The organism is Paenibacillus protaetiae (genome assembly GCF_004135365.1).
GTDB classification, from domain to species: Bacteria; Bacillota; Bacilli; order Paenibacillales; family Paenibacillaceae; genus Paenibacillus_AP; species Paenibacillus_AP protaetiae.
Window position 1 is genome coordinate 3,413,334 of the sequence record NZ_CP035492.1, and the last position, 21,845, is coordinate 3,435,178.

The 21,845-nt window shown below is 54.1% G+C and carries 18 protein-coding genes; 15 read left to right on the forward strand and 3 right to left on the reverse strand.

The window, feature by feature from the left end; all coding sequences use genetic code 11:
• Positions 1 to 340 precede the first annotated feature (340 nt).
• From ET464_RS15805 to ET464_RS20025, 6 genes are all read left to right on the forward strand, one after another.
• A complete protein-coding gene (locus ET464_RS15805) occupies positions 341 to 769 on the forward strand; it encodes a helical membrane plugin domain-containing protein (RefSeq protein WP_129442508.1) in 429 nt (142 codons plus the stop codon).
• A 20-nt stretch (positions 770 to 789) separates the two neighbouring features.
• Positions 790 to 1,971 carry an NAD(P)/FAD-dependent oxidoreductase gene (locus ET464_RS15810; protein WP_129442511.1) on the forward strand — a complete coding sequence of 394 codons (1,182 nt, stop codon included), beginning with the start codon at positions 790 to 792 and terminating at the stop codon, positions 1,969 to 1,971.
• A gap of 342 nt (positions 1,972 to 2,313) precedes the next feature.
• Positions 2,314 to 3,024, forward strand: coding sequence for a threonine/serine exporter family protein (locus tag ET464_RS15815; protein WP_244226777.1), 711 nt, complete (start codon positions 2,314 to 2,316; stop codon positions 3,022 to 3,024).
• 1 nt (position 3,025) lies between these two features.
• Positions 3,026 to 3,460, forward strand: coding sequence for a threonine/serine exporter family protein (locus tag ET464_RS15820; protein WP_129442516.1), 435 nt, complete (start codon positions 3,026 to 3,028; stop codon positions 3,458 to 3,460).
• Between the two features lie 15 nt (positions 3,461 to 3,475).
• On the forward strand, positions 3,476 to 4,906 hold the full coding sequence (locus ET464_RS15825) for an aldehyde dehydrogenase family protein (RefSeq protein WP_129442518.1): 1,431 nt from the start codon (positions 3,476 to 3,478) through the stop codon (positions 4,904 to 4,906).
• Positions 4,907 to 5,032: 126 nt separating this feature from the next.
• Positions 5,033 to 5,329 (forward strand): hypothetical protein, encoded by a 297-nt coding sequence (locus tag ET464_RS20025; protein WP_208543861.1) that lies wholly within the window; start codon positions 5,033 to 5,035, stop codon positions 5,327 to 5,329.
• Positions 5,330 to 5,422: 93 nt separating this feature from the next.
• Here the strand turns inward: ET464_RS20025 and ET464_RS15835 are convergent, their stop codons facing one another.
• Positions 5,423 to 7,750, reverse strand: a complete 2,328-nt coding sequence (locus ET464_RS15835) for a helix-turn-helix domain-containing protein (protein ID WP_129442520.1) — start codon at positions 7,748 to 7,750, stop codon at positions 5,423 to 5,425.
• 166 nt (positions 7,751 to 7,916) lie between these two features.
• Between ET464_RS15835 and ET464_RS15840 the strand changes: the two genes are divergently transcribed.
• From ET464_RS15840 to ET464_RS15865, 6 genes are all read left to right on the forward strand, one after another.
• A complete protein-coding gene (locus ET464_RS15840; protein WP_129442523.1) occupies positions 7,917 to 9,425 on the forward strand; it encodes an extracellular solute-binding protein in 1,509 nt (502 codons plus the stop codon).
• Between the two features lie 245 nt (positions 9,426 to 9,670).
• Positions 9,671 to 11,236: an extracellular solute-binding protein gene (locus tag ET464_RS15845; protein ID WP_129442526.1), complete on the forward strand. Its 1,566-nt coding sequence runs from the start codon at positions 9,671 to 9,673 to the stop codon at positions 11,234 to 11,236.
• Positions 11,237 to 11,380: 144 nt separating this feature from the next.
• Positions 11,381 to 12,331, forward strand: a complete 951-nt coding sequence (locus ET464_RS15850) for an ABC transporter permease (protein ID WP_129442529.1) — start codon at positions 11,381 to 11,383, stop codon at positions 12,329 to 12,331.
• Positions 12,332 to 12,352: 21 nt separating this feature from the next.
• Positions 12,353 to 13,228: a carbohydrate ABC transporter permease gene (locus ET464_RS15855; protein ID WP_129442531.1), complete on the forward strand. Its 876-nt coding sequence runs from the start codon at positions 12,353 to 12,355 to the stop codon at positions 13,226 to 13,228.
• Between the two features lie 43 nt (positions 13,229 to 13,271).
• Entirely contained in the window at positions 13,272 to 14,369 is a 1,098-nt protein-coding gene (locus ET464_RS15860; RefSeq protein WP_129442534.1) for a glycoside hydrolase family 88/105 protein, read from the forward strand.
• A gap of 273 nt (positions 14,370 to 14,642) precedes the next feature.
• A complete protein-coding gene (locus ET464_RS15865; RefSeq protein ID WP_129442538.1) occupies positions 14,643 to 15,176 on the forward strand; it encodes a YceI family protein in 534 nt (177 codons plus the stop codon).
• 64 nt (positions 15,177 to 15,240) lie between these two features.
• Here the strand turns inward: ET464_RS15865 and ET464_RS15870 are convergent, their stop codons facing one another.
• On the reverse strand, positions 15,241 to 15,747 hold the full coding sequence (locus ET464_RS15870) for a hypothetical protein (RefSeq protein ID WP_129442541.1): 507 nt from the start codon (positions 15,745 to 15,747) through the stop codon (positions 15,241 to 15,243).
• Between the two features lie 331 nt (positions 15,748 to 16,078).
• Here ET464_RS15870 and ET464_RS15875 point away from each other — a divergent pair, with 331 nt between their 5' ends.
• Positions 16,079 to 17,425, forward strand: a complete 1,347-nt coding sequence (locus ET464_RS15875) for an MATE family efflux transporter (protein WP_129442544.1) — start codon at positions 16,079 to 16,081, stop codon at positions 17,423 to 17,425.
• A 269-nt stretch (positions 17,426 to 17,694) separates the two neighbouring features.
• Complete coding sequence (locus ET464_RS15880; protein WP_129442547.1) at positions 17,695 to 19,695, forward strand: GTP-binding protein; 2,001 nt, start codon at positions 17,695 to 17,697, stop codon at positions 19,693 to 19,695.
• Between the two features lie 291 nt (positions 19,696 to 19,986).
• Here the strand turns inward: ET464_RS15880 and ET464_RS15890 are convergent, their stop codons facing one another.
• Entirely contained in the window at positions 19,987 to 20,961 is a 975-nt protein-coding gene (locus ET464_RS15890; protein ID WP_129442552.1) for an aldo/keto reductase, read from the reverse strand.
• A 230-nt stretch (positions 20,962 to 21,191) separates the two neighbouring features.
• Here ET464_RS15890 and ET464_RS15895 point away from each other — a divergent pair, with 230 nt between their 5' ends.
• Positions 21,192 to 21,842 (forward strand): hypothetical protein, encoded by a 651-nt coding sequence (locus ET464_RS15895; RefSeq protein WP_129442554.1) that lies wholly within the window; start codon positions 21,192 to 21,194, stop codon positions 21,840 to 21,842.
• Positions 21,843 to 21,845: the final 3 nt, after the last annotated feature.

The window sequence follows — 21,845 nt, forward strand, 5'->3', positions numbered from 1 at the left end:
TCGTGTGCCGCTGCATATGTTATAAGCAGACAGGCGCCGTTATGAAGCCGATTGTCCCGCCGTCTGCACCATTCGACAAAAAATATGCGGTTTGAAAAAAATTCTTTTTTAATTTTCGGACGAAAAGGTGTAGAATAGAAATAAAGGTTCGATGACTTATGAGTCGTGCACGCGAAACGTTGTCATTTTCTCAGATGCAGGCGTTATGGTTTTGGTCTTGGATGTAATCATGCCCTATTATGTGAAATTTGTTACAAACTAATCTGGAAAAGACATGTTTCGTGTGCTTGACTCCACTGGGTTCAGCAACCGAATTTACGCAAAAGGAGGACTTTTTATTATGACACAAACATCTGCTCCTCAAGAATCGGCTGTTGTAGAAACACAAAAACTGGATGTGCTTGATCAACTGATGAAGCCGGAAGTCCAGCAATCCCTGACTGTATTGGTGGACGCGCTTCCTAAGCTTGCTGAAATCGTAACGCTTGCTACCAAAGCGTACGACTTCGCACAAAGCGTCGCTACGGACAAAGTACTGATCAACGACTTCGCTCACGGTATCGGTGAATTCGTGAAACCGGTCCAAGAGAAAGCAAAAGGCATCGCGGCTGCCGCTATCGAAGCCGGCGAACGCGCACAAGCGGATGCAGGCGCAACGGTAGGCCTGTTCGGCATGCTGAAAATGCTGAAAGATCCGGAAGTACAAAAAACGCTTCGTTTTGCCCAATCTTTCTTGAACGTATTGGCAGAACGCAAACAACAACACTAGGACAGGAGGAGGACTGAACTATGTCGAAACAAATTCTTATTTTGGGCGGCGGCTACGGCGGCGTATTGGCTGCGCAAACGGCACGCAAATATTTGACGGCTGCTGAAGCGAACATCACGATCGTTAACAAATACCCGACCCACCAAATCATTACGGAACTTCACCGCCTTGCCGGCGGCACGATTGATGAGAAAGCAGTTGCGCTTCCTCTCGGCAAACTGGTTGGCGGCAAAGACATTAACGTTGTCGTGGACACGGTTAAAGAAATTAAGCCAAACGACAAGCAAGTCGTTCTGGAAAGCGGCACGGTCTACAAATATGACGCGCTTGTTGTGGCGCTTGGCAGCGAAACGAACTACTTCGGCATCCCTGGGCTGGAAGAGAACAGCATGGTGCTGAAATCGGCTGCGGACGCGAACAAAATCCGCAAACATGTGGAAGCTCGCCTGGACGCTTACAAAGCTTCCGGCAACAAAGCGGACGCAACAATCGTGGTTGGCGGCGGCGGCTTGACCGGCGTTGAGCTCGTTGGCGAATTTGCCGACAAGCTTCCTGAAATTTGCCGTGCCAAAGGCATCGATTTTAACGACATCAAAATCTACTGCGTAGAAGCAGGTCCTTCGATTATCCCGATGTTCCCTAAAGTATTGATCGAGCGTGCGGTAGAAAGCTTGACGAAACGCGGCGTAACGTTCCTGCAAGGCGTTGCGATTACGGAAGCTACGAAAAACACCGTTTCGCTGAAAGACGGCCAAACGCTGGAATCGAACACGATCATCTGGACTGGCGGCGTTAAAGGCAATCCGGTTGTAGGTTCGTCCGGTCTGGCCGAAGACCGCGGCCGTTCGACGGTTACGTCGACGCTGCAATCGACTTCGCATCCTGACGTATTTGTAGCTGGCGACTGCGCGGTTGTATTCCCGGAAGGCGGCGACCGTCCATATCCTCCAACTGCTCAGCTGGCTTGGCAAATGGGCGAAACGATCGGCTACAACCTGTCCGTACTGCTTAAAGGCGGCGTAATGGACAAATTCAATCCGGTATTCTCGGGTACGCTTGCGAGCCTGGGCCGCAAAGACGGCATCGGATTCATCGGCGGAAACAACACGCAGCTGAAAGGCTTGCCTGCTTCCCTGATGAAAGAAGCAAGTAACATCCGTTACCTGTCGCACGTTCACGGCTTGTTTGCACTGGCTTACTAAGATTAAGCCCGTCATAAGAAAAGGCGCTCATGGCTTCGGCCAGGGGCGCCTTTTTTTGCGTGCCGTTGTTGAACAACGGCTTGAGCACAGCTGTCCGGCTCCCCATGGAAGAGCGGTAATGTGCCGGTCGGCTTTGGCGGGCGGACGCCGGAGGAAATCGGCTCCGGCGTCCGGCTGTCTTAGGTCAGATTCGGCTGAGGAAAAGACACCTGTCCATTCCTTTGAAGATGATATAATGGACGCATATGAAGTTTAATAAAGAATAGGAGTCGTGCAGGTTTGAGTGCAGCAGATTGTGATACCGGGGAAGTTGTGCAGCTTTGTTTGCTTGCCGGTAAGATTATGATGGAGAGCGGCGGGGAAACTTACCGCGTTGAAGACACCATGATGCGGATTGCGGCGGCGTGCGGCAGAGAACGTTCGCATAGTTATGTCACGCCTACGGGCATCATATTTTCCATCGACGGGCCCGATTCCGGCACCCGCCTTGTCCGGATTTCGGAGCGGTCAACGGATTTGCAGAAGGTGACGGACGTCAATGATATATCGCGCCGGATTGCGCAGGGCCAGCTGTCGGTACAGGAGGCCATCCAGCTGCTCCGCGAGCTGGAGACGGCCAAGGTAGGTTATCCTTTCCGGGTGAAGCTGCTGTGCGCCGCCATTGCGAGCGGCTGTTTTATGATTATGTTCCAAGGCGAGTGGGCGGACTTTGCCGCGGCATTTGTCATCGGCGGAGCGGCGCTTTCTTCGGTTACGTTTTTCCATTGGCTGGTCAAGGCCAAACTGTTCTCCGAGCTGCTGGCGGCCGTTATAGTCGGCGTACTCGCTTGTTTGGCGGTACAGATCGGCGCAGGAAACCAGCTGGATAAAATTATTCTTGGTTCGGTCATGCCGCTTGTGCCCGGCTTGCTCATTACGAATGCGGTGCGCGATCTGATTGCGGGCCATTTTGTTTCGGGCTTGTCCAAAGGCGCGGAAGCGCTGCTGACCGCTTTTGCGATTGGATCGGGCATCGCGTTTGTGCTTGCATTTTATAACGGGGCGGGATGGTAAGATGAATATGCTGGAACAGCTGGTGACCAGCTTTATTGGGACGGCGGGGTTTTCGGTATTGTTTAACGTGCCCCGCAGAACGGTTGTGCAATGCGGTTTCGTCGGGCTGCTTGGCTGGCTGATTTATATTTCGTGCCTTGAGGTGCCGGCTGATCCGATTATTGCCGCGCTGCTTGCTTCCTGCGTCGTTGCGGTTATCAGCCAAATATGCGCCAAAGTGTACAAAACGCCGATTATTGTGTTCAGCATCGCCGGCATCATTCCGCTCGTGCCGGGCGGAACGGCTTATGACGCCATGCGGAGCTTTGTCGAATACGATTATGAAACGGCATTGCAGCTGGCGGCCAAAGCATTTATGATTTCCGGCGCGATCGCCATCGGCTTAGTATTCTCGGAAGCGATTAATCAGGCGATCCGCAAGCTGAAAATCAATTAAAGGAGGGCGGCCGGAATGAAAAGCTACGATTTGTGGATTGGCGGGGAGTGGCGCCGTGCCGCGCGCTATGAGCCGTTGTATGCGCCTTACGGCGGCGACAAGCTGGCGGATATTGCGGCGGCGAGTGCCGCAGAGGCGGAAGAAGCGATTGTGAATGCCCACGAGGCGTTTTTGTCGTACCGGAACATGCCGGCGTACAAACGCGCCGAGATTTTGTATCAAGCAGCGGCGCTGCTGGAGGAGCGGAGTGAAGCGTGTATCCGCATTCTGGTGCAGGAGGCAGGCAAGCCGGTGAAGGCGGCGCGCGGGGAAATCGCCCGCACGGCCGAGACGTACCGTTTTGCAGCGGAAGAGGCTAAACGGATTGCCGGCGACCAAATCCCGATGGATGCAGCTGCCGGCGGAACCGGCCGGATCGGCTTTACGGTCAAAACGCCGATTGGCGTCATTACGGCAATCACGCCGTTCAATTTTCCGTTTAACCTGGTTGCGCACAAGGTCGGCCCGGCGCTTGCGGCCGGCAATGCCATCGTGCTGAAGCCAGCCGAGCAGACGCCGCTCAGCGCGTTGTTTCTGGCCGATTTGTTCCGGGACGCCGGACTGCCGGACGGCGTGCTTAATATTATACCGGGCGGGGGCGCCGAGCTGAGCGAAATACTGACGACGCATCCGCATGTCAAAGGCGTGACCTTTACGGGCAGCCCGGAAGTCGGCCGGATCATTCAGCGGCAGGCAGGCCTCCGTAAGGTGACGTTGGAGCTTGGCTCCAACTCCGCGCTGATCGTGGATGAAGGGATTGACGTTGCATCCATTATCGACCGGTGCGTCGAAGGCGCCTTTGTTTATAACGGGCAAGTATGCATTTCATTGCAGCGCGTTTATGTGCACCGTTCGTTGTATGAGGAGTTTGTCGCCCGTTTCGTCCGGCGGACAGAGCAGCTTCAAATCGGCGCGCCGGGAGAGGAATCGACGGATGTGACTTCGTTAATTTCGAACAAAGCGCTGCAGCGGATTGCCGAATGGGTAGACGAAGCGGTGCAGGGCGGCGCCATGCTGGAATGCGGCGGCATGGTGCTGGAGCACCAAATATTGGCGCCGACGGTGCTGACCGGCGTCAACCCTTCGGCGAAAGTCGTCGCCGAGGAAGTGTTTGGCCCGGTCGTATCTATCGCGCCGTTTGATACGCTGGAGGAAGCGGTCGCAGCGGTGAACCGTTCCCGTTACGGGCTGCACGCCGGCATTTATACGCCGCGTATTGACCGCGCCTTCTATGCGGCACGCGAGATTGACGCAGGCGGCGTCATTATTAACGATATTCCGACGTTCCGGACCGATCAGATCCCTTACGGCGGGCGCAAGGACAGCGGCATAGGCCGCGAAGGCATCCGTTATGCGGTCGAAGAGCAGATGGATACCAAGTTTATTTCATTCAAGCTGCAGCCTTAGCTGCAGCTTGAAATAATTTGTAATGAATTACGCCAGAAAGCAACAGGTAACGACAATTTACACCTCTTGTGCCTTCTAGGAAAAAAGATACAATTAATAGTAATCGGACAAGGGAGGTGAAACAAAATGAGCCAAGAGGATCAAATCGTTCAATCGGAAGACGAAGTATTGGAAGCGGTTGCAGAAGAGGCCGCTGCTGAAGAAGAAGCTGCTGCGGAAGCAGAAGCAGAAGCTGCAGAAGAAGCTGCAGAAGAAGCTGCAGAAGAAGCAGAGGCTGAGGCTGCTGCAGAGGAAGAAGCGGAGGAAGAAGCCGCTGAGGTAGAAGCATCGGCAGAAGAAGAAGCGGCAGAGGAAGAAGCTGCTGCTGAAGAGGAAGCTGCGGCATCCACGGATTCGGAAGAATCGGAGAGCGCTGCTGAATAATAAGCAAGTGCCAAGTAATCATATCTGCCTTATAAATAAGAAGGGCTTCCTCGCAGCCGGCTGGCCGGCAACAAGGAAAGCCCTTGTTTATGTTTATGCCCCGTTATCCGCACGCGGAGAGAGCGTCGTTTTTTCCCGGTATTGGCCGGGGGTCAGCCCTTCCTGCTTCCGGAAGGAGCGGATAAAGTTTTGCGAGTTGTTGTACCGGAGCCTGGCGGCAATATCCTTGATCGGAATATCCGTTTCGGACAGCCACTTTTTGGCGACGGTAAACCGGTAGGCGCTTAAATATTCGCTGAACGAATAGTTCGTTTCTTTGCGGAACACGCTGCTTAAATAATTCGCGTTGTAATGAAGCCTGGACGCACATTCTTCCAGCGTCAGATCGGTGGCGTAATCGCGCTGAATCATGTCGATTATTTTCTCCGAAATGTTATGGTATTGCTCTTCCTGGCGGTCCCGGTACACTTTCATCATCGGAACAATCACTTTCGACCAGAACCAATCCTCGATTTCCGCCACAATCCGGCAGTCCAGCAGTTCCTCCAGCGGCGTAGCCGTCCCGTAATATATTTGCTTCAAGCCGATGCCGGACTCCTGCATCATCATGAGCAGCTGGTTCAGCAGCCGCGTTAACGGAATTTGATAGTCCTGCGGGGACATCTCCGCTGTGAAAATGTGAGCCAGCAGCCGATTCAGCAGTTCTTTCGCCGGTTCCGCATGCGCCAGCTTAATGGCGTCCATCAGCTCGCTTTCGATAGGGACCGGATAGTTCAGCTTCAAATACGGTTTGCCGGAGTTAATGCTCTCGAATTGAATAATAAGGCCGTCGCCCAGCGTCATCCGGTGCTTTAACGCTTCGAGCGCTTCTTTATAGGCGGTTGGCATTGCCTTAACTGCGCGGAACGGCAAACTCATGCCAATGCTGACCTGCAGGCTTAAATAACCGGTAATCTGCTCCATCAGCTGCTCCGTTGAAGAATAGATCGCTTGCTGGAACAAGGCAGGATCGCCTTCCGGGCTGCCGATCAGCGCTGCTACGGTGTGGTCGATCACAACGGGAGCGAGCTGCTGCTCCGCCGGAATCAGCTCCTCCACCATGTTCTGAATCGCAAACAGAAGCAGCTCGGTGTCCTGCTTGCTATATTTTGTCTGGTCCAGCGCCCCGATCTGGATGGCAATGACGGACATCGTGCGCCATTCCGCCAGCTGGCTGCTGTAGCCGAACTGTTCCAGCCGGTCGTTCAGCTCCTTCGTTTTGGCTTTGCCTTGAAACGCGCGCATTAGAAAAAAAGTACGCACTTGCTTCAGCTGCTTGCGCACCTCGTCCTCCAGCCGCGACTTGGACTGGAACAAGGCGCTGACCTGCTCGCCGATCAGCTGAAATTCATTAAGCGTCCCTCGTTTGCCCTCCGCCTTGCGGTGCCCGAACTGATTCAGGAGCAGTTCGATCGGCGAATACATGCGCCGCGAGCCGATCCAGGCGACAACGAGGCAAATGAGCAGCATCGCCGTGCAAATATAAATCGTATACAGGCCGATTTTATTAGACTGTTTGGTCATGCTGGCAATAGAATCGTAAGTGGCGTACACCCAGCCGTTTAACTCGGAACGGTAATAGGTGACGGAATACGGTTTCGGTCCGATGGCCGTCTTATATTGGCCGGATGCGCCATGCAGCAGCGTAAGGTCGCTTAGGCCGATCCGGCTGACGGGCTGGCCGATCAGGTTATGGTCGGCATGCAGCACGATCCGGCCGGTGTCGTCCAAAATCATAATGCCGGACAAGGCGGTGCCGTCCGCATTCAGCAGGTCCTGTATACTGCAGGCCGGAATATTGGCAATCGCGAGGCCGTAGGGGTCCGGTCCGGTGACCGGCAGCTTCTTGACCAGGCTGATGCTGGCGGAGCAGCTGTTGCTGCCCTTATTTTCCTCGCTGTAAAACCAGTCGGAAGGGTTCAGCACCCAGGAGGTTGTATCCGGCAGCTTCATCAGGCCTGCCAATTGGTTGTAATAGCTGTATTGGTCGAACGGGTACAAGCCGGAGTTTTTGATCATCCAGTTATATTTGGCATTGATCAAAATGACATCCTCCAGCCGGGTATCAAACGACTGCATGTACCGGATTTCATTGCGCAAATCGTTGTACATTATGAAATCGTTTTCATTTATAGGCCGGGTTAACGCCTTTTTCATGACGGTGGAGTTAATGACCTGATTTAACGTTTGATTGACAGTAATCAGCTTTTGCTCTACATTGGAGTTGATTTGCATAAGAAGCTGGTTTTTTCCGGCGTTTACGTTTTTTTGAATTTCGCTGGATGACGTTAAATACGAGAAGGTTCCGATGAACAGTACCGGAAGTGTGGCGAGCAGCAAGCCGAAGATCGTCATTTTGGACAAAAAGCTTAAGGACCGCATGGAAGCACCACCTTCTCATTTCGACTAAAGTTACTGTATTGCTATTTTAGTGGAACCGGCAGGCGCGGGCAATAATCATCTGCTTGTTCCGATAATCAATAGGTCAGGTGCGGGGCGCAAAACGCTTGCCGCGCGCGGGACGGCGAGTGAATAAGAGGAGGTGCTGATGATGAAGGGGATGCCGGCAGGCAAGCTGCTGCAGCTGCTGCTGATGGTTACGGCGCTTCTTTTTGTAAGCGCATGCAAAACGATAGCGGCCGATAATCAAGCGGCGGGTATGGATAATTCGCCGCCCATTTCCATTATGGCGCCGCTTCATTTTCCGACCCCGCCGAGCCGGGAGATGATGGATAAGCTGCAGGAGCTGACGGGCGTGCAGCTGGATATCAACTGGGTGCCGGACGGCATTTATACGGACAAAATGAATACGGCGCTCACAACCAATTCGCTTAAAAAAGTAACGTTCGTCAAAAATACCGATTATGTGCTGATGAAAAATACGATCCGTGCAGGCGCTTTCTGGGAAATTGGCCCTTATCTCGACCGGTTCCCGAATTTGCAGAGGCTGAACAAAGATATTTTGATGCAGGCTGCGGTGGACGGCAACGTATATGGCTTATATACAGAGCGTCCTTCCTCCCGCCAAGGAGCGATTATACGAGCCGACTGGATGCGCAATCTCGGGCTGGAGCTGCCCCAGACGATCGGAGAGCTGTACGATATGCTTTATGCGTTTACATACGGCGACCCCGACCGGAACGGCAAAGCGGATACGTTCGGGCTGGCTGACCGCAATGATCTGGTGTACGGCGCATTCAAGACGATCGGGTCCTACTTCGGCACGCCAAACAATTGGAAAGCGGAAGGCGGCACGCTCATTCCGGAATTCGAGACGCAGGCTTATCAAGATACGATGGATTTTTTTAAAAAGCTGTATGACGAGCAATTGATCAACCGGGATTTTGCGGTAGCCAGCAAAGATATGCAGCGCAATATGCTCATTACCGGCAAAGCGGGCGTCTACATCGGCAGCATGACGGATGTACAGCGGCTTTATGAGGAAGCGAAGGTCATCAACCCGCATGCTGAATTTACGCTGGCGAACCGGATTGCAGGGCCGGAGGGCTACCGGGTATGGTCGATTCCGAATTATAACGGACTCTATTTATTTTCGAAAAAAGCGATCAAGACAGAAGACGAGCTGCTCCGCATCCTTGCCTTTTTCGACCGGACGATGGATAAGGATGTCGCCAATCTGATGAAGTACGGCGTGGAAGGCAAGCATTATACGGTTGTGAACGGCGCTGTCCATTTGCCGGAGGAAACGTCGCAGCTCCGGGTGGAAGAGGTTAATGCGCTATATACGCTTATGATTGCGGATATTAGCAACCCGAATGTGATGGAGGTGGCGGAAAAAGAAACATTAACCGCCTTGGCCGACAGGCTTAGCGAAGATAACGATAAATTTCTGGTGAAGGATCCGACCGTCAGCCTGGAATCCAAAACGTATGATGAACAGAATGCGGAGCTGAGCAAAATTGTGATCGACGCGACCTACAATTATATGTTGGGCCATCTTGATAAGCAGGGATTCAAGCATGAAACGGAACGCTGGCGCGAAAGCGGCGGCAACGATATTATTCGGGAATATACGGCAGCCTATTTAAAACGGTAGCAGCAGCCCTGCCGGTGCGTGAAGAAACGCGCCGGCAGGGCTTTTTTATGCGCTTGCGCGTTCGTTAACGGCTGCAAGCTGAGCCGTGGTGTCATCGCGGCAGCCGGATAATCATTTGCTCAGAGCGGCCATTCGCGCGGGAGCATATGAGCAAATGATTGTATACGGAACCGGGCGTCCCTTGTACTGTTCAAGGTGCAGCCTTTATTCAACCATTCAAATAAAAAAATGGAGGTCAAAGCGCAATGAAAAAAAGTTCTTTCTCTGCGGCGTTATGTACCGTAATGTCGGCAGCGGTATTGCTGGCGGCATGCTCCGGCGGCGGCAATAAAGAGGCGAGCGAAACGCCTTCTGCCGACTCGGGCGCAAGCGCCAGCAGCTCGCCGGCGGCGGCTTCAGAAACGCCCAAGGACGCCAAACCGACGGAAATTACGATCATGCTTCCGCTGAATACGTCCGAGGCACCGCCCGACACGATTAAAAACGAGCTGGAGAAGCTGACCAACACGAAGCTGAACTATCAATTTTTCCCTGCGGATACGTATGAAGAAAAGCTAAATACGGCGTTTGCAACCGGTTCGCTGCCGCAGGTGACGTATTTGAAAAACTCGACGACGTTCCTGCAAATGCGTTCGGCGATCAAAGACGGCCAGTTCTGGGAAATTGGCCCGTATATGAGCGAATTCCCGAATTTGAGCAAGCTGAAGCCGGACATTCTGGACAATACGAAGGTGGACGGCAAGCTGTATTCGCTGTACATCGGTCGCCCGCTGGCGCGGCAGGGCATGATTTACCGGAAGGACTGGGCGGATAAGCTGGGCATTCAGCCTCCGAAAAACGTCGACGAGCTGTTTGCGATGGCCAAGGCGTTTACCGAGCAGGATCCCGACGGCAACGGGCAAAAGGATACGATCGGCTTTGCCGACCGGAACGAGCTTGTGTACGGGGCATTCAAGACGGTTTCGGCCTGGTTCGGCACGCCAAACTATTGGGGCGAGCAGGAAGGCCAGCTGAAGCCGGAATTTATGTTCCAAAATTATATAGATACGATGGATTATTTCAAAAAACTGCGCGACGGCGGTTATATAAACCAGGATTTTGCCGCAACCAGCAAAACGGACGCCGTCAATTTGTTTACGAGCGGCAAGGCGGGCATTTATGTCGGCGGCTCGATGCAGGATATCGACTCGCTGAACAAGGATTTGGTTAAAAACGTGCCGGATGCCGTGCTCGATGCCGAAAGCATGATTGCCGGACCGGACGGCAAGGTGCAGCAATGGGAAATTCCGGGCTACAACAACGTGGTCCTGTTCCCGAAATCGGCGATCAAGGATGAGGCCGAGCTGAAGAGTATTTTAGCCTTCTTTGACAAGATGATGACTCCGGAGGTTGCCAACCTGATGTATTGGGGCATCGAAGGCACCCATTATACCGTCGTGAACGGCCAGGCCAAAGTTTCCGACAACAAAGAGCTGGTGGAACGCGAAGTGAAGCCGTTCAAGGACAGCGTAATCGGCGAAGCCGAAACAAACGGCATGTTCCAGCCGCTGAACGAGCTGCCGGGCCGTATCCATGTCGAACAGCTTATTATCGAGAATGAAAAAGCAGGCGTTAAAGATCCGACCGCTGCGCTTGATTCCGCAACGTATGCCGAGAAGGGCGTCGAGCTGCAGCAGCTGATTACGGATGCCACCTACAAATATATTTACGGCCAGCTGGACAAAGCCGGCTTCCAGAAGGCAATTGATAATTGGCGCAAGCAAGGCGGAGACAAAATGATCGAGGAGTTTAATGCCTCTTATAAGAAATAACCTGCTTAATTTCCGCCAGCCGGGCGCGAATGCGTGTTGCTGCCCGGCTGGCGGACCGGCATTTCCGGCATAAGGCAAAGCGGGGTTTAGCTTCATGGCGATGAGCAGGGAGACTGGCAGTGAATAGCGGAAGGAAGTGGAGCTATGGAGGATACGGCCGTACAACCGGAGGCGGCCATTGCGCGTCCAAGAAGCGGGCTGGGCAAGCGCGTGTGGCGGAATAAGTGGATTTATTTGATGATATTGCCGGGACTCATTTATTTTATCATTTTCAAATATGTGCCGATGTTTGGACTTGTTATTGCGTTTGAAGATTATAAGCCGTTTAAGGGCGTGTTTGGCAGCGATTGGGTGGGGCTGGACCATTTTCGCAGGCTGTTTACGCAGCCCGATTTTTGGAACATTTTGGCCAATACGCTTATTTTGTTCGGGATGAATCTTGTTTTTTATTTTCCGGTGCCGATTTTATTGGCGCTTATGCTTAATGAAGTGCGGGTTTCGTTTTTCAAACGTTTTTTCCAAACGCTCGTTTATTTGCCCCATTTTATGTCCTGGGTCATTATCGTTTCGATCAGCTATGTCATGCTGACGATGGACGGCGGTGTCATTAACGAGCTGCTCGAATCGCTTGGCATGGCCAAAATCAATTTCCTGCTCAGCCCGGAATGGTTCCGCCCGACTTATATCATTCAGGTGATATGGCGGGAAGCGGGCTGGGGAACGATCATTTATTTGGCGGCGATCGCGTCGGTCGATCCGCAGCTGTATGAAGCGGCCAGAATGGACGGGGCGGGGCGCTTTCGGCAAATTTGGCATATTACGCTGCCGGCGATCCGGAGCGTCATTATCGTATTGCTTATTTTGAAAATAGGCGATGTGCTGGAACTGGGCTTTGAGCATGTATATCTGCTGCTTAATTCCATGAACCGGGACGTTGCAGAAATTATTGATACGTACGTGTACACGGCCGGCCTGCGGCAAATGCAGTTCAGCTACAGCTCGGCGGTAGGGTTGTTCAAGTCGGTTATTGGCCTCATCCTCGTTATGGCGGCCAACAAGCTGTCCAAGAAATTCGGAGAAGAAGGCATCTACTGATGCCAAGGGAGGTCCATCACGATGGTCGAAGACCGCACAATCGGAGGCAGGACGTTTGCCGCCGTCAACTATACGCTGCTTGCTGTTATCGCGCTTGTTACCGTTCTCCCGTTTATCCATGTAGTCGCCGGATCGTTTACAACCAATGCCGAGCTGGCTGCCAAAAAATTCGTGCTTATTCCAACCGTATGGAGCTGGGAGGCGTACCGGTTTATTTTTTCGACCAATACGATATTCCGGGCGATGGGCGTGTCGATCGGCATTACGGCTGCCGGTACGCTGTTCAGCATGCTCGTTACGTCGCTGATGGCTTACGGCTTGTCCCGCAAAGATTTGGACGGCCGCAGGCTGCTGATGTTCCTTGTTGTATTCACCATGCTGTTTAACGGCGGGCTTATCCCGACATTTCTTGTGGTCAAAAATTTGGGGCTGGTCGACAGCTATGCGGCTCTTATATTGCCCTCGACGATAACCGCGTTCAATATGATCATATTGCGCAACTTTTTCCAGAACATCCCTGAAGGGCTGGAGGAATCGGCCAAAATAGACGGCGCAAGCGATTTTGGCATCTTGTTCCGGATTGTGCTGCCGCTCTCTATGCCTGCGATTGCGACGATATCGCTTTTTTACGCAGTGACTTACTGGAATACGTATTTGAGTGCGATTTTATATTTGAATGACAGCGCGATGTGGCCGATTCAAGTGCTGCTGCGGCAAATTGTCGTGCTGGCCTCGGGCATGGATTACAGCTCCACGCTGGATTCCGCCGTGCCGCCGCCCGACCAGTCGGTCAAAATGGCCGTCATCGTTGTGGCGACGCTGCCTATTCTGCTGGTTTATCCGTTCCTGCAGAAGCATTTTGCCAAAGGGGCGCTTATCGGTTCCATTAAAGGGTAACGGGTTTTCCGGACAGCGAAGTTATTGAGGAGGAGAGACAATTATGGAGCATAAGGTGCAGCAGCGTACGCCGCTGGAATGGGCGGCGGCGGCGGCGGACGCCGTCATGGGCGAATATACGCCGGCCCAGCTGCCGCCGGCGCGGCGCTGGCATTATCATCAGGGCGTCTTTCTGTGCGGATTGGAGCAGCTGGGGCGGGCAGCCGGCGACAGCCGGTACGATACGTACATTCAAGGGTATGTCGATGAACTGGTGGACGAGCATGGCAACTTGTATTTTGCGCGGGATGAATTGGATTCGATTCAAGCGGGACTGCTGCTGTTCCGGCTGCATGAGCGCACGGGCGAAGCCAAATACCGGATTGCCGCGGATAAGCTGTGCGGCTTGTTCGGTACGTTGAATCAAACATCGGAAGGCGGGTTTTGGCATAAAGACAAATACCCGTATCAAATGTGGCTCGACGGCTTGTATATGGGCGGGGTATTTGCGCTCCAATATGCCAATTCGTACGGCGAAGGGCATTTGCGGGCGCTGGCGCTCCGGCAGGAGCGGCTGATGCGCGCGCATATGAAGGACGGGCGGACCGGACTGCTGTACCATGCGTGGGACGAAAGCCGCCGGATGCCTTGGGCGGACCCGGAGACGGGCTGCTCGCCCGAATTTTGGGGCCGTTCCATCGGATGGTACGCGCTGGCGTTAACGGAGTTCATCGGGCTGCTGCCGCCGGCCGATCCGGCCCGGGAGGAGCTTGCCGCGGAGCTGGCTGCGCTTATTGGAGCGCTTGTCCGATATCAGGACGAACGCAGCGGTTTATGGTATCAGGTTGTCGATAAAGGCGGCGAGCCGGACAACTGGCTCGAAACATCATGCTCCAGCCTGTTTGTGTACGCTATTGCATCTGCCGTCCGGCAGGGAGTAGCGGGCGGCAGTTATTTGCTGGCTGCCAGCAAAGGGTTCGACGGCTTGGCGTCCAGGATGGAGCAGGACAGCAGCGGGCGGCTGCGGATGCCGGGCATATGTATCGGAACTTCGGCGGGAGACTACGGCAACTACGTTACCCGCCCGACCAGCAGCAATGATCTGCATGGCGTTGGAGCGTTCATTATGGCTGCTGTTGCGATGCATGGCTTTACGGGCTGATCGGGGCGGCGGCATCGGCGGGGCTCTATGGTGCCGACAGGAGCCGTCAGGGACCGTCAAGGGCAGAAAGGCAAGTAACGGCAATATGATTTATCAGCCAGCGGCGCAAGACGCCGGAATGCGGGCATGCCGGAAAGCGGCGGAGGTACATCCTCCGCCGCTTTTTTTTGCCATAAACAATTGACAGCTGCCTGCAGCCGATATAAGATGAGCAAAGATACTATAATAAAGTAATTAAATTAATAAAAGTAATATATCAGGGAGGAACGGACAATGGCTAAAACAAATTGGGTTGTGGACGCAGCGCATAGCAGCGTTGATTTTTACGTCAAACATATGATGATTGCAAAGGTGAAAGGCACGTTCCATCAATTTGATGCTTCAATTGAAGCGGATCTCGAGGACTTGGCCAATGCGAGCATCGCGTTCAACATAGATTTGAACAGCGTCGATACACGTAATGCGGACCGCGACAACCATCTGCGCAGCGCTGATTTTTTTGATCTGGACAACTATCCCGCATTAACTTTCCGGTCAACCGGCATTGTGCGAAACAGCGACGGCGAATATGATCTGTTCGGAGACGTAACGCTGCATGGCGTAACAAGAAGCGAGACGTTTGCGCTTTCGTTTGAAGGAAGCGGCAGGGACCCGTGGGGCAATGAGAAGGCAGGCTTCAGCGCTTCGGGCGTACTAAGAAGAAGCGACTACGGACTCTCCTACAATGCGGTCCTGGAAACAGGCGGCGTGCTGATTGGCGATGAAGTGAAGTTTACGATTGATGTAGAAGCGGCCAAACAAGCGTAACCGGCCGAGGTGCCGACAAAAAGCCCGCAGGCGTATTGATTACGCTTCTGCGGGCTTTTTCGTTTTACACATCTTTCTTTTTGCTGAACAATACCAGCGCACCGGCCAGAATAAGCACGGCTGCCGCAATCGTTTTGCCGCCGCCCATCAGCTGGTTGAACAGCGTCCCCAGCGAGAACAACGCGAAAAACAGCAGCGACAAGATGGTCAAAATGTTAATCGGAATAAGCAGCCATTTGTTGCGCGGGCCAAACCAATAAAATTCAAACAGGCCGACGGCAGGCGCCAAAATAAAACCGGGCCACATGTACTCCCAGTTGCCCATCAGCATGGCAATTTGGCAGACGACGCCTGTTGTCATAAGTACGCCGCCGGGAATCAGCACGCCCGAACCTTTAGGCGCGAGCATAAAGAAATACAGCCAATGGAAAAACAAGCTGAGCGGAATCACAAAAAGCGTAGGCCAAAACAAGCCGATCATTTGCCCCGGGTTAAGCGAATCTCCTTTTGCAAGCATAAGGCAGACGCCCAGTAAAATAAGAAAGGAAGCTAGAATGGAACGTTTATTCACCTTTAAAACTCCTTTGTTTTTATAAATTTCGGGTCGTATTGTTCCTGTTGATCTAACCATACCATAGGGACGGAGCTTCATCCTCCTGCTGGAGAAGAGAAGAGGACTGGACTTAAGTCCAGTAGCGCCGGCCGGACAACATGTAAGGCTATCATGGTTTCCACAATACGGGCATATAAGTATGTGATTTTGTAAATGTGCACACAATCGGATGCAAACCTATAGTAGATATGCTACGATACGACTTGTTATTTGGAAATATGATGGATAAGAAGGTGACATCTTGGGAGCAGACAGCTCAAATAGCCCGGATCAGGCTTCAGCCCAACCAATGAATTTGTTTAAGCTGACATGGCCGATTTTTCTGGAGCTTTTTTTGTTTATGCTGATGGGCATTGCGGACACGTTTATGCTGTCGGCCATATCCGACGATGCGGTATCCGGCGTGGGCGCATCCAATCAGTACATTTTTATCGCGATATTAATTCTCGAAGTGATCGGCAACGGCGCTTCCATTGTCGTGGCTCAATATATCGGCTCGAAGAAGATGGTGGAAGCGTCCAAAATATCGGCGCATGCCATTACGATGAATCTCATAGCCGGACTGATGGTAAGCGCGGCGTTCTTGCTGTTTAACGGTTTTATGCTGAAGACGCTGCACTTGCAGGGGGATATTCTCGATTATGCCCAAAGCTATCTCGTTATTGTCGGGGGCGGCATATTTCTTCAGGCGCTCATCAATTCGATGGCGGCAATCGTCCGGGTGCACGGCTTTACGAAGGAAGCGATGTATGTATCTATGGGCATGAATGTTATTCATATCGCTTGCAATTATGTGCTTATATTCGGCAAGCTTGGTTTTCCGGAGCTTGGGGTGCAAGGTGCGGCAATCTCGTCGGTATTCAGCCGTCTTTGCGCGCTGCTTGTGTTTCTGTGGCTGCTGTATCGCGTAATGGAAGTGCGGATCCGTCTGCAATATTACGTGCGGCTGTCCCGAGAGTATATGGGCAAAATTTTAAAAATCGGCATTCCTTCCGCTTTGGAGCAGGTTATGTACCAGGGCTGCCAGATGATCTTTTTGTACTACACCACATATTTGGGCCACGAGGCGATGGCAGCCAAGCAATATGCGGGCAACATTTCGCAGTTTATTTATTTGTTTGCTTTTGCCATCGGGCTTGGCACCTGCATTATTATTGGCCGGCAGATCGGGGCCGGGCAGCAGGATGCCGCTTATAAACGGGTGCTGGACAGCGTAAAATGGGCCATCAGCGTGACGCTTGTTATGATTGTGCTCATTATTCTGTTCCGCGAGCAGCTGATGAACCTGTTCACCTCCAATCCCGAAGTGGTCCGGATCGGGGCAAACGTGCTGCTGCTCAGCATTGTGCTGGAGACGGGGCGTACCTTTAACATTATTTTCGTCAATTCGCTGCGCGCTGCAGGAGATGCCAAATTCCCGCTGTGGGTCGGTTTTTTTACAATGGTGCTGATGAGCTTGTCGCTTGGCTATTTGTTTGTGTTTGTATTCCATATGGGGCTGGCCGGCATTTGGCTTGCGATCGCCTCGGACGAATGGGCGCGCGCCGTTATTATGTATTTGCGCTGGCGCAGCCGCAAGTGGGAGAAGCATGCGCTGGTGAAACACGATTCGCCTGCGGCGGCAGCCGTGCATTAACGTCTGGCGATGTGGTGAAGACGAGCAAGGCGGGTTGTTCAAAATCAATCGAAGGCGTTTTTCGCAGCGGCAGCAGCGGAAAGCGCCTTTTTTTGTCCGGCGCGCCGGCGAATCGTGCACGCTCCGGCTTTCGATCAGGGACCGGTTCACGCAGGCGGGATCTTCCTTTTTTGTGAAGCGGGGTTGAACGTTGCGGCAGGATGCGGCATCATGGGGATAGATGACAAGCCGCTGGCCTGCGGCGGGAGAAGGAAAAGGGGACGGCACCGATGAGCAATGTAGCGATCAATCGGCGGAACGTTGGCATTTTTGCGCATGTTGACGCCGGGAAAACAACGACAACAGAACATATGCTGTATGCCAGCGGACGAATCCGGGAGCTTGGCAGCGTAGACTCCGGCACGGCGGTAACCGATTCAATGGATGTGGAGAAAGAACGGGGCATCTCGGTCCGCGCGGCGGCGGCTTTTTTGGAATGGGACGGCATTAGCATTAACTTGGTGGATACGCCGGGACATGTCGATTTTTTGTCCGAGGTGGAGCGTTCGATGCGGGTGATGGACGGCGCGGTGCTTATCGTATCGGCCGTGGAAGGGGTGCAGGCGCAGACGGAAGTTATTTGGCATGCGCTGCGCAAGCTGAACATTCCGACGGTGCTGTTTATGAATAAACTGGACCGGGTAGGCGCGGACCCGGCGCGCGTGCTGGCGGAAATTCGCCGCTATTTGTCGCCGGATGCCATCCCGGTGCAGCTGCCTATCGGCGAAGAGCATTCGTTCAGCGGCTCCGCTGATTTATGGGCGGAGGACGGCGCAAGCGCAGCAGAGGCTGCCGGCTGGGACGAGGCGCGCACCGCACTTTGGGAAGCGCTTGCGGAGCGGGATGAGCAGCTGCTTGAGCGTTATGTATCGGGCGGGGAGATTGCGCCGTCCGAATGGAAGTCGACGGCTGCGGAATGGGCGCGGAGCGGGCGGATCTTCCCGCTGCTGTATGGAGCGGCAAGCAAAGGCATCGGCATCGCTTCGCTGCTGGATGCGATTGCCGGTTATTTGCCCGCTCCCGCCGGCGGGGCTGACGCGCCGCTCTCCGGCGTCGTGTTCAAAATCGAACGCGATAAAGCGATGGGGCGGATGGCGTATGTCCGGCTGTACGGCGGCTCTATCCGCAACCGGGACGCTATATTTAACTACACGCAGCAAATCGAGGAAAAGGTGACGCAAATCCGTAAAACCGACGGCAGCCGGCAGGAGGATGTCGGGCTGCTGGAGGCGGGCGATATTGCGGTTGTATTCGGCATGGCGAACGTGCGGATCGGCGATGTGCTGGGCGACCCTGAAGCGGTGCCGCAGGAGGTGCGGCTTGCCGTGCCGCTGCTGACGGTGCAGGCGCATTGGGCGGAGCCGCAGCATTACCCGCGGCTGGTGCAGGCGCTTCAGGAGCTGTCCGACGAAGACCCGCTGCTCGATGTGCAGTGGCTGCAGGACGAACGCGAGCTGCATGTGAAAGTGATGGGACCGATACAGCTGGAAATTTTAACGAATGTGCTGCAAAGCCGGTACGGGCTGCCCGTCACATTCGGCAAAGCTTCCGTTATTTATAAAGAGACGCCGGCGCGCGAAGGGGAAGGCTATATCGCCTATTTGATGCCAAAGCCTTGCTGGGCGATTCTCCGCTTCCGGATCGAGCCCGGGCCGCGGGGCAGCGGGCTGCAATACGATACGCAGGTTCGCGCCGACCAGCTGCTCCCGCAATACCAGAATGAAGTGGCGCGCCGCGTGCCGGAAGCGCTGCAGCAGGGGCTGAAAGGCTGGGAAGTCGTCGATTTGAAGGTGACGCTTATTTACGGCGAACATCATGTTTGGCACACGCATCCGCTTGATTTTGTAGTAGCGACGCCGATGGCGATTATGAACGGTCTGGCGGCGGTGACAACGAAGCTGCTGGAGCCGGTTTGGCAGTTCCGTATCGTGGTGCCGGAAGAGTACGGCGGACGCGTAATGCATGACATTACGCTGATGCGCGGCATGTGCGAGGCGCCGGTGCTGCAAGGCGACCGGATTGTTATCGAAGGCCGCGTGCCGGCGGCGACGTCGCTCGAATATGCGACGGAGCTGCATTCGCTGACCAAAGGGCGCGGCACGATCGCCACATTTTTTGGCGGGTATGAAGAATGCCCGCCGGACGTGGACGCCGAGCGCCAGCGGCGCGGCGTCAACCCGCTGGACCAGGCGCGCTACATCTTGAGCGTGCGCAACGCGCTGCAAGGCTGACGCGCCGCTTCGCGCATGCTGCGGAAAGCGCAGCGGCAGCGACGCGCGTATAGCGGGTGAAACGCGAAGCGGCGCAGTGCGCTGAGCGGCGAGCGATGGTGCGGCTTCGCCGCTGGACGCGGCGGGCAATTGACAGGGCGGTTATAGCAGCAGTCATGCACTGTTTTTACTCCAATCAAGAGATGAATGATGCCGAAACAGCAAAAAAAATGCAGCTTATTTCGCCTGCATTTCATGCATGCTTTTTAAGGCGCCGATAAGGGCTTTCGCTTAAACGGTCTGTTGATCCGGCTAGGACAAGCGGTACGAAGCAAACGGTTCGCCTAAACGGAATGAATCGCTGATTTCGTTCAGCTTGCTTAGGGCGGCCGAATCCAGCTTCAGCTGCAAGCTGGCACTGTTCTCCAGCAGCTGCGCTTCGTTTGTCGCGCCGACAATAACGGTAGAGACGGCCGGCTGCTCCATCAGCCATCGCAGCGACAGCACGCTTGGCGTGCAGCCCAGGCTGGCGGCCAGCCCGGCAACATCACGGCCGAGCTGCATGTTCCGCTCGGCAAAGAAACGTTTGAAGCTCGGGTCGGTTTCCGCGCGGGAGCCTTGAGGAACATTGTCCGGCGCAGTGTATTTGCCGGTCAAAATGCCGCCTGCAAGCGGAAAATAGGGAATGATGCCTACGCCTTGGTCTTCGGCCAGCGGAACAAGCTCGCGTTCCGGCGTACGGTCGGCGAGCGAGTAGCTTGTCTGAATGGATACGAACCGGTTCAAACCAAGCTTGTCGCTGATGCCAAGCGCCTTCATCAGCTCCCACGCCGCATAGTTGGAAGCGCCGATGTAGCGCACTTTGCCGCTGCGGATCATGTCGTCCAAAGCGCGGAGCGTTTCTTCGAGCGGAGTATACGGATCAAAGGTATGGATTTGATACAGATCCACATAATCCGTCTGCAGCCGCCGCAGGCTGTCCTCCAGCTCCTGCTGCAGATGAAACCGCGACGAGCCGCGGCCGTTTGGCCCTTCGGAGCGCGGCAGTCCGGCCTTTGTCGCCAGCACCGCTTCACGCCTTCTGCCGGCAAGCGCTTTGCCGATAATGCGTTCCGATTCCGTACCGCTATAAATATTAGCGGTATCAATGAAGTTCACGCCGCTGTCGAGCGCGGCATGAACGATACGGACGGAAGCTTGCTCATCTGCCCGTTTGCCAAATGCGTTAGTGCCAAGCCCAAGCAATGAAACTTGCAGCCCGCTGCTGCCTAAACGACGGTAGTCCATTCATAAACCTCCTCCGCATAGTTATGTACCTTTTTATCATAGAACTTGCTGCTGTATACAGGCAAGCCCCGGCAGATGACAACCCGGGGCTGCGCTGCAACAGGCAAGCCCCGGCAGACAACAAACCGGGAATTGCGCTGCGGCATGTGCGCCGAGGCGAATAGACAACTTGCAGCCCGGTGTGGGATAGTAATAGAAAGAAAGCGATTACCTAGCAGGAGGAGATCGTGATGGTCAAACGCGTTATTATGCGCGCGCAGCTTAAGCAGCCTTTCTTGGAGCAAGGGCTGGAAGCCATTCGCCAAAGCGCTGAAGCGCAGCAGCTTGTTCAGGACGGCATGCTGATGACGGCGGCTGCGTTTCACTGGCAGCGCAATGTTTTTTTATATTACGAATGCTTGGGCACAGAGCCCGGACCGGCAGATCTTCTACCGTCCCTTATAGAGCCGTGGCTGGAGTTATGGCCGGGACAGGCCGCTCCGAGGCGCTGGATTCCGATGATTGATGTGTTCCATTTCAACGAGCCGGCCAGCGCCGGGCATTGGCGGCGCAAGGAGCCGGCGGAGCGGAGGGTTGGCCGCGTTGCCCACTTAAAGCCGGAAATGACGGCGAGTTATATTTATTATCATTACCAGCTGCAGGAGGAGCAGGCGTTTCACGGACCCAAATACGAAATCATTGCCATGCACGAAAACCTGCTGTTTGGATATCAGGAGTTTCCTGCTGTTGTGGAGCCCCCTGTCGTACCGAAAAAGCTTGCAACGTCCGGCACGCCGGCGAACTGGAACGATTCGCGGATGGATTTGCATTTTCAGCCGTGGGAGGATGGACACCTCTATTTTAAGCCGGTGGAAACATTATTCTCTTATTACAAGCAATAGGCT

Bases quoted from the DNA above. Each gene is read 5' to 3' on its own strand.
- ET464_RS15875 (WP_129442544.1), top strand. From the start codon at position 16,079: ATGAATTTGTTTAAGCTGACATGGCCGATTTTTCTGGAGCTTTTTTTG.
- ET464_RS15860 (WP_129442534.1), top strand. From the start codon at position 13,272: ATGGAGCATAAGGTGCAGCAGCGTACGCCGCTGGAATGGGCGGCGGCG.
- ET464_RS15835 (WP_129442520.1), bottom strand. From the start codon at position 7,750: ATGCGGTCCTTAAGCTTTTTGTCCAAAATGACGATCTTCGGCTTGCTG.
- ET464_RS20025 (WP_208543861.1), top strand. From the start codon at position 5,033: ATGAGCCAAGAGGATCAAATCGTTCAATCGGAAGACGAAGTATTGGAA.
- ET464_RS15880 (WP_129442547.1), top strand. From the start codon at position 17,695: ATGAGCAATGTAGCGATCAATCGGCGGAACGTTGGCATTTTTGCGCAT.
- ET464_RS15895 (WP_129442554.1), top strand. From the start codon at position 21,192: ATGGTCAAACGCGTTATTATGCGCGCGCAGCTTAAGCAGCCTTTCTTG.
- ET464_RS15805 (WP_129442508.1), top strand. From the start codon at position 341: ATGACACAAACATCTGCTCCTCAAGAATCGGCTGTTGTAGAAACACAA.
- ET464_RS15820 (WP_129442516.1), top strand. From the start codon at position 3,026: ATGAATATGCTGGAACAGCTGGTGACCAGCTTTATTGGGACGGCGGGG.
- ET464_RS15825 (WP_129442518.1), top strand. From the start codon at position 3,476: ATGAAAAGCTACGATTTGTGGATTGGCGGGGAGTGGCGCCGTGCCGCG.
- ET464_RS15845 (WP_129442526.1), top strand. From the start codon at position 9,671: ATGAAAAAAAGTTCTTTCTCTGCGGCGTTATGTACCGTAATGTCGGCA.
- ET464_RS15855 (WP_129442531.1), top strand. From the start codon at position 12,353: ATGGTCGAAGACCGCACAATCGGAGGCAGGACGTTTGCCGCCGTCAAC.
- ET464_RS15840 (WP_129442523.1), top strand. From the start codon at position 7,917: ATGATGAAGGGGATGCCGGCAGGCAAGCTGCTGCAGCTGCTGCTGATG.
- ET464_RS15815 (WP_244226777.1), top strand. From the start codon at position 2,314: ATGATGGAGAGCGGCGGGGAAACTTACCGCGTTGAAGACACCATGATG.
- ET464_RS15810 (WP_129442511.1), top strand. From the start codon at position 790: ATGTCGAAACAAATTCTTATTTTGGGCGGCGGCTACGGCGGCGTATTG.
- ET464_RS15850 (WP_129442529.1), top strand. From the start codon at position 11,381: ATGGAGGATACGGCCGTACAACCGGAGGCGGCCATTGCGCGTCCAAGA.
- ET464_RS15890 (WP_129442552.1), bottom strand. From the start codon at position 20,961: ATGGACTACCGTCGTTTAGGCAGCAGCGGGCTGCAAGTTTCATTGCTT.
- ET464_RS15865 (WP_129442538.1), top strand. From the start codon at position 14,643: ATGGCTAAAACAAATTGGGTTGTGGACGCAGCGCATAGCAGCGTTGAT.